Raw genomic sequence first — 7,252 nt, 5'->3', positions numbered from 1 at the left:
GCTACGGGCCGACCGACTACGTCCTGCCGCTGGAGCCGCTCGCGGACAAATGGCGCAGCTTCGGCTTTGCCGTGCAGGAGCTCAACGGCCACGACGTCGGCACCCTGCGCAACCGCAGCGACAGCGGCAAGCGAAAGTTTCCTCAACATGGTGATCTCCTGAGAACTGCCGGCGCGGGGGCAATCCGCGTCGATGGAAAGGCCGCCGAAACGGTCCGCCTGATGGCCAGGCTTTGGTTTCGATGGAAGGAGCTTAAGCCGGCGGACTGAACCAAAGCCTGAATGGGGGCTTCAGATTGGGTTCATCTGGGTGAAATTGTCGTAATCCATGCTGCAATCGCCGGTCCCGGTCCTGCGGCGAAGCGCCTGTGACGTCATCCCGGCGGTCGCTTGCCGGATCGCAAAGGCGCCGATATAAGCCCCGCAACTCGACAACCACCGCTTTCTTCCCAAGGACAAGATTATGGCCATCGAACGCACTTTCTCGATCATCAAGCCCGACGCGACCGCGCGTAACCTGACTGGCGCCGTCAACGCCGTGATCGAAAAGGCCGGCCTGCGCATCGTCGCGCAGAAGCGCATCCGCATGACCAAGGAACAGGCCGAGACCTTCTATGCCGTTCACAAGGCGCGGCCGTTCTTCGGCGAGCTGGTCGAGTTCATGACCTCGGGCCCGGTGGTGGTCCAGGTGCTGGAAGGCGAGAACGCCATCGCCAAGTACCGCGATGCGATGGGAGCGACCGATCCGTCCAAGGCCGCCGACGGCACCATCCGCAAGCTCTACGCCAAGTCGATCGGTGAGAATTCCGCGCACGGCTCCGATGCGCCGGAGACCGCCGCGATCGAGATCGCGCAGTTCTTCTCGGGCAACGAGATCGTCGGCTGATCCATCAGCCGGTAGTTTAAGCCGACACGGGCGAAAGGACGTATTGTGAACTGGCTCTGGCAGATCTTCGATCCCGCTACGATCGGGGCGTTCTTCACCCAGTTTCGCAACGAGATGGCCGAACCGACCTTCTGGATCGCGGTCGGCAAGATCATCTGGATCAACATCCTGCTCTCCGGCGACAACGCGCTGGTGATTGCGCTCGCCTGCCGCGGCCTCTCGCCGCGGCACCGGCTGTGGGGCATGATCTTCGGTGCCGGCGCAGCGGTGATGCTGCGGATCATCTTCACCGGCATCGTCGCGACCTTGATGGAGCTGCCGTATCTCAAGCTCGTCGGCGGTCTCGCGCTGATCGTGATCGCGGCCAAGCTCCTGGTGCCGGAAAACGAGGACGAGGACGACGTCGAGTCCGCCTCGCATCTGTGGCAGGCCATCCAGATCGTCGTGGTCGCCGACATCGTCATGAGTCTCGACAACGTCATCGCGGTTGCCGCCGCGGCCAATGGCAGCGTGCCGCTCTTGATCCTCGGCCTTGCCATCAGCGTGCCGCTGATCGTCGCCGGTGCGGCGCTGATCATGGCGCTGCTCGAAAAGCTGCCGGTCCTGGTCTGGGCTGGTGCTGCGCTGCTCGGCTGGATCGCGGGCGAGGTGATCGCGACCGACCCAGGCGTCGCGCCGAGGCTGCACACGCTGTTCGAGGGCCCGTTCGGTGCCTCGCTCGACACGATGCTCGGGGCCTTGCGCATCCCGCCGCAATTCGGCCATGGCGGCGCCGGCGGCGAATATCTCTGCGCGATCCTCGGCGTTGTCGTCGTGCTGGTCGTCGGCACCATCTGGCGCCGGCGCAGCCTGAGCGCCGCCGCACTGGAATCGTCCGAGCGGCACGCCAGGGCGTCGGCGGAGTAGGCCTCCTCAGTCGATCGTTCCGAGTTCCGTCACCCGTGTCGTCCAGTAGACCAGCTTGGTTCCAGTGAACGAAACCCGCAGGCGGTCGAGCAGGCGGCCGGCGTCTTTTCCTGCCAGCACCACTTGCACGAGGGTCTGGTCGGCATGGCCCTTCACGCGTTCGGCGGCCGTATGCAATCGAACTTCGGCGCCGTGACCGGCTCCCTGAGAGGCCGTGAATCCCGAAACCAGATCGCTCTGTTCGGCGAGATGGTCGAACACCTCGTCGCGGAGCTGATGCGGCACGATCAGCGTGAGACAGACGGGCTGGTCAATCATTTCGCCACCTTCGAGGTCCCGCCATAGCGGCGATACAGGATCGGCAGGAGAATCAGGGTGAGCAGGGTGGAGGACAGGAGTCCTCCGATCACGACGATGGCGAGCGGTCGCTGCACTTCGGACCCGGGGCCGGAGGCGAACAGCAGCGGGATCAAGCCAAGCGCCGTGATGCTCGCGGTCATCAGCACCGGCCGCAGCCTGCGCATCGCGCCGTCGACGACGATACGATCCTCGCGAAGGCCGTGAGCGCGGAGTTGATTGAAGTAGGAAACCAGGACGACGCCGTTGAGGACAGCGATGCCCAGCAGCGCGATGAATCCGACCGAGGCGGGCACCGACAGATACTCGCCCGTCACGACCAGGGCGAAGACGCCGCCGATCAGGGCAAAGGGAATGTTGACGAGCACCAGCAAGGCCTGGCGGATGGCACCGAACGTGGTGAACAGCAATACGAAGATCAGGCCGATCGCGACGGGGACCACGACGGACAGGCGCGCGGCGGCGCGTTGCTGGTTCTCGAACTGTCCACCCCAGGTCAGCCGGTAGCCGTTCGGAAGCGGGAGTTCGGTCGCCACCTTCTGGCGCGCGGCTTCGACGAAGCCGACCATGTCACGGCCGCGGATGTTGGCACGAACCACGCTCATGCGAGCGCCGTCCTCGCGGTCGATCTTCACCGGTCCGTCCACGCGCTGGATGCGGGCGACCTGCGACAGTGCCACGTGCTGTCCGGAACCGAGCGTCAGCGGCAGGCTCGCCAGCAGCGTCGGCGCTTCCCGCGTCGTCTCGCTGCCCCGGACCAGAATCGGCGTGCGGCGTCCCTCCTCGAGGGCTGTCCCGATCGTTCGGCCCTCGATCTGGGTACGGAGCGAGTTGACGATCGAATCCACGGTCAAGCCGAGGCGGCCGGCCTCCATGCGATTGACCGCAACGGTGTAATATTGAGCGCCTTCGTTCAGCGTGGTGTAGACGTCCTCGGCGCCGTCGATGCTGGACAGGATCGCCGACAACTTCGCCGCGGTTTCGTTCAGCCGGGCGATGTCGGGGCCGAAGATCTTGACGGCGACGTCGCCGCGCACGCCGCTGATCATCTCCTGCACGCGCATGTCGATCGGCTGGGTGAAGCTGAGCGCGATGCCGGGAAAGCCGGCCAGTACCTCGCGAAGCTTCTGCAGCAGGGCCTCGCGATTGTCGGTCGCCCGATCGGCCGCCGGCTTGAGCACGAGGAACGTGTCGGTCTGGTTGGGGCCCATGGGATCGAGGCCAAGCTCGTCGGACCCGGTCCGAGCGACGATGCCGGCAATGTCAGGTACGGCCAGAAGCGCGGTCTGGAGCCTTGCATTCATGGCAAGCGACTCGTCGAGGTTGACGGACGGCAGCGTCTCCACGCTGACGATGACGTCACCTTCGTCCATCGTCGGCATGAAGGTCTTGCCGAGCTTTGTGTAGGCGAGGCCCGCAGCGACAAGGCCGATCAGCGCCGCAGCCATCACCTTGCGCTCGTTGTTCAGGGCCCAGTTCAACGCGGGTGCGTAGACCCGTTGGGCCGCACGCACCAGCAGGGGATCGCGATGCGACGCGGACTTGAGCACGAAGGACGTCGCAACCGGGATCACAGTGAGCGCCAGCAGCAGCGAACCGGCAAGCGCGAAAATGATGGCGAGCGCGACCGGGATGAACAGCTTGCCCTCCAACCCCTGCAACGTCAGCAGGGGGACGAACACGATAATGATGATGAGCACGCCCGAGGCGACCGGCTCCAAAACTTCGCAAACCGAACGGTAAACCAGGTGGATCAGCGGGGTGGCCTTGCCCGGTTCGTGCTTGCCGAGATTGCCGACGATGTTCTCGACCACGACGACCAGCGCGTCGATCAGCATGCCGATTGCGATCGCAAGTCCGCCGAGGCTCATCAGGTTGGCCGACATTCCCACCAAGCGCATGACGATCAATGCGATGACGATGGCGAGCGGCAGGCTGAGAGCGATCACCAGCGAGGCCCGCCAATTGCCGAGGAAGAGCAGCAGAAGAACGATGACGAGGGCGGTGGCTTCGCCGAGTGCCCGCACCACGGTGCCGACGGCGCGGTTGACCAGACGGCTGCGGTCATAGAATACGTTGATCGAAACGCTCTTCGGCAGCGAGGGTTGCAGCTCGGCTAGCCGAGCCCGCACGTCGCGGATGAGCTGACCCGCATTGGCGCCGCGCAAGCCGAGGACCAGCCCCTCGACGGTTTCGCCGCGGCCGTCCGCCGTGACGGCGCCATAGCGGGTCAGGGTCCCGACTTTGACGCTGGCGACGTCGTTGACCAGGATCGGCACCCCCTCGCGTGTGTCGACGACGATGGCCTTGATGTCCTCGATCGAACGGATGCTGCCTTCGATCCGGACCAGGGCGCTGTCCTCGCCCTGGTTCACCCGCCCGGCGCCGTCGTTGCGGCTGTTGGCTTCGATGGCCCGCCGAAACAGGTCGTAGGAAATGCCGCGCGCGGCAAGCGCATCGTTGCGCGGCACGATCTCGAAGGCGCGGACATAACCGCCGAGCGCATTGACGTCCGCAACGCCAGGGACCGTCCGCAGCGCGGGGCGGATCACCCAATCGAGCAACGTCCGGCGCTCGGCGAGCGAAAGCTCGGCGCTGTCGATCGTGAACATGAACATCTCGCCGAGGGGGCTTGTGATCGGCGCAAGACCTCCGCTCACCCCGTCCGGGAAATCACGCGAGATATTCGATAGTCGCTCCGATACCTGGTTGCGCGCCCAGTAGATATCGGTGCCGTCCTCGAAATCGACGGTGATGTCGGCCAGCGCATATTTCGTGGTCGAACGAAGGACCTTCTTGTTCGGCAATCCGAGCAGTTCGAGCTCGACCGGGACCGTGATCCGCTGCTCGACCTCTTCGGGGGTGAGGCCTGCCGCCTTCATGATGACCTTCACCTGAACCGGCGAGACGTCGGGAAAGGCGTCGATCGGCAGGCCGGGCAGGAGGACGGCGCCGGCGCCGATCACCAGCAGCGCGCTTAGCAGGACGAACAGTCGCTGCGACAACGCGAACGCAACCAGGCGCCGGAGCATCTATTGCCCCAGTCCGGAGAGAATGCCGCGAAGCGCCGAGATGCCGCCGATCGCAATCTCATCCCGGTCCGTGACCGCACCCGCCACGACGACATGGTCCTGATCTTCCGCAAGCAGCTTGACCGGGACCAGCCGGAAGCCGCCGTCGAAAGCGACGAACACCGACGTTTGCTCGCCGCGCCGTATCAGCCCGCTGTAAGGGATTTCCCAGGCGCTTTCGCCGGCGGAGATAAAGCCGATGCGCGCGGCGGTGGTCTGGCCGGGATGCAGCTCGCCGTCGTTAGGGACTTCGGCGCGAACCAGGATGGTCTGGGTGGCAGGATCGATGGTCTCGGAGACCAGCACGACCTTGCCTGGGGTGGAATAGCCCTCGATCTCGACTTTCGCACCGGTGCGGATCGATCGAATATTGGCGGCAGGAACCGCGATTTCGGCCCATAGCGGTGAGAGCCGCGCCAGCTTGACGAGCGGCGCGGATTGTTCGAGCCGCTGCCCTGGCGACACCGCGATCTCGACCACGGATGCGGTTTGCGGCGCGTTGACCGTGAGCGTCGCGCTGATCGCCGCTTCCTGGGCCAGCCGGGAGATTGCATCGTCGGACATCCCGCTCAGATGCAGCATCTGACGCCGTTCGGCGACCACGAGCGCGGCCTGGCGCGCTTCGGCCTGGCTGGCCTCCAGCACGCGTTGCGGCACGGCCTTGCCCTCGAACAGATCGACGTTGCGCTTCAGCTGCTGGCTCGCGAGAAGCTCCTGTGCGATCGCGTGCAAATAGTCGCGCTGTTGGGAGACGAAGCTCGGACTCTCCAGGGTGACCAGCGGCTGGCCGGCCGAGGCTCGGTCACCGCGCCCGACCAGGAGATTGGCGACCATGCCGGCCACCGGTGCGCTGACGACCCGCAATTGTTGCGTGGGGATCACGATCTGGACGGGATAGGGCAGCGTCAGATCGGTTCGGCTCGCGACCGGATGGGTTACGCGGACGCCGAGATTGCGCGCCTGCGCATCTGTCAGCTTCAGTTCATTCTGTGCGTCCGGCGCTGAAGGCCAAGAGCTCAATGCCAGCGCAAGCAGAACCCGGGCCGTCATGCTCCGAGCGGGGCTCAGAAGGAAAATCCCATGGTGCAGTTGCATGGCGTAAGTCGTCCGAAGCGCCGCATTCGATATTTCGTTTACGCTGGCGGGACGCCGATGGGTTGATGTGCATCAAGCGCGCCTCGTCTGTGGAGCATATTTTTGGTCGCGCCGGAGATAACTGTGGTTTTGGCTCATTCGCGCGAACGCAGAAGCCAACACTGTTCCGAAATATGCAGGAGCAAAGTCGTGAAATTGAGCAAAGTTACCTGCACGCTGCTCAGCGGTGTCATTGCCTCGCTCGCTTTTGTGCAGCCAGCGCTTTCCCATAGCGGAACGGCGCAGGATCCGTGGAGTCCGGCGCACATCGACATGCTTCCGGCCGAAATTCGCGCAGACGTGCAGAAATGGAACGCCGCGTGTGGAGGCTCCATCGCGGCTGCCCAACATTTTGCGCTCTATCTGACCGTACCGGGCACGGAGTTCGTGGCCCTTCACTTCGACGATTTTCATTGCCGCAGCAGAGCCGTTCATTGCAATTCCGCGGGATGTCTGCACGAAGTGTATGCCGCGACGGCCGGCCGATACCGTCGCGTGCTTGCCGTGCGCGCCTATGACATCCGACTTTCGTCCGTCAACAATCAGGCCTTCGTCGAGCTCCTCGACGGCAAGGGAAACAGTCGGACGCTTCGTTGGAACGGTAGCCGATTCGTCGCGAAGTAGATGCCGGTGCAGATGCCTGTCGTTTGCATCTGTCTCGTCGCGCTCTAAAGCGCGATGCGATTGGGATGAATCGTCATCGCGCTTAAGGTTGTTGCTTAAGCATGATCTTTTCGAACAACCGTTGCGCACTTTTTTGAATCATGCTTCAGCGCCGCACGATCGAGCCGGCGCGGTTGATCAGCCGGGCGAGCGCGCGGAAGCGGCTGCCGACGCGGTCGGCGACGAGATCACCGAGGCGGTGCTCGAACACCAGCATCAGCTTGCGGCCCTGGCTG

Annotated in this window: 6 protein-coding genes and 1 pseudogene; 4 read left to right on the top strand and 3 right to left on the bottom strand. The window is 64.3% G+C overall.

Annotation, left to right across the window (positions count from 1 at the left end):
* From MOV75_RS21250 to MOV75_RS21240, 3 genes and pseudogenes are all read left to right on the top strand, one after another.
* Positions 1–269 (top strand): annotated as a pseudogene (locus MOV75_RS21250) (hypothetical protein); the annotation flags it as partial.
* A 193-nt stretch (positions 270–462) separates the two neighbouring features.
* A complete protein-coding gene (gene ndk, locus MOV75_RS21245) occupies positions 463–885 on the top strand; it encodes a nucleoside-diphosphate kinase (RefSeq protein ID WP_140979454.1) in 423 nt (140 codons plus the stop codon).
* A gap of 45 nt (positions 886–930) precedes the next feature.
* Positions 931–1,791 carry a TerC family protein gene (locus MOV75_RS21240; protein WP_246929453.1) on the top strand — a complete coding sequence of 287 codons (861 nt, stop codon included), beginning with the start codon at positions 931–933 and terminating at the stop codon, positions 1,789–1,791.
* A gap of 6 nt (positions 1,792–1,797) precedes the next feature.
* On the opposite strand, the gene MOV75_RS21235 is transcribed toward MOV75_RS21240, so the two are convergent.
* The 3 genes from MOV75_RS21235 to MOV75_RS21225 are packed head-to-tail and all read right to left on the bottom strand — an operon-like array spanning position 1,798 to position 6,269.
* Positions 1,798–2,109, bottom strand: a complete 312-nt coding sequence (locus MOV75_RS21235) for a DUF3240 family protein (protein ID WP_247006532.1) — start codon at positions 2,107–2,109, stop codon at positions 1,798–1,800.
* Entirely contained in the window at positions 2,106–5,180 is a 3,075-nt protein-coding gene (locus MOV75_RS21230) for an efflux RND transporter permease subunit (protein ID WP_247006531.1), read from the bottom strand. The genes MOV75_RS21235 and MOV75_RS21230 overlap by 4 nt, the downstream gene beginning before the upstream one ends.
* Entirely contained in the window at positions 5,181–6,269 is a 1,089-nt protein-coding gene (locus tag MOV75_RS21225; protein WP_247006530.1) for an efflux RND transporter periplasmic adaptor subunit, read from the bottom strand. It abuts the gene before it with no gap.
* A gap of 234 nt (positions 6,270–6,503) precedes the next feature.
* On the opposite strand from MOV75_RS21225, the gene MOV75_RS21220 reads away from it, so the two are divergent.
* Positions 6,504–6,977 carry a hypothetical protein gene (locus MOV75_RS21220; protein ID WP_247006529.1) on the top strand — a complete coding sequence of 158 codons (474 nt, stop codon included), beginning with the start codon at positions 6,504–6,506 and terminating at the stop codon, positions 6,975–6,977.
* The last annotated feature ends 275 nt before the right edge of the window (positions 6,978–7,252 follow it).

This window comes from Bradyrhizobium sp. PRIMUS42, from assembly GCF_023006515.1.
Classification (GTDB): domain Bacteria; phylum Pseudomonadota; class Alphaproteobacteria; order Rhizobiales; family Xanthobacteraceae; genus Bradyrhizobium.
The sequence above is the reverse complement of the archived record's forward strand: the minus strand, read 5'-3'. Positions and strand labels throughout refer to the sequence as shown.

What these genes read in the sequence shown, in the direction of transcription:
- MOV75_RS21225 (WP_247006530.1), bottom strand. Translation starts at nt 6,269, where the DNA reads ATGACGGCCCGGGTTCTGCTTGCGCTGGCATTGAGCTCTTGGCCTTCA.
- MOV75_RS21235 (WP_247006532.1), bottom strand. Translation starts at nt 2,109, where the DNA reads ATGATTGACCAGCCCGTCTGTCTCACGCTGATCGTGCCGCATCAGCTC.
- MOV75_RS21230 (WP_247006531.1), bottom strand. Translation starts at nt 5,180, where the DNA reads ATGCTCCGGCGCCTGGTTGCGTTCGCGTTGTCGCAGCGACTGTTCGTC.
- ndk (WP_140979454.1), top strand. Translation starts at nt 463, where the DNA reads ATGGCCATCGAACGCACTTTCTCGATCATCAAGCCCGACGCGACCGCG.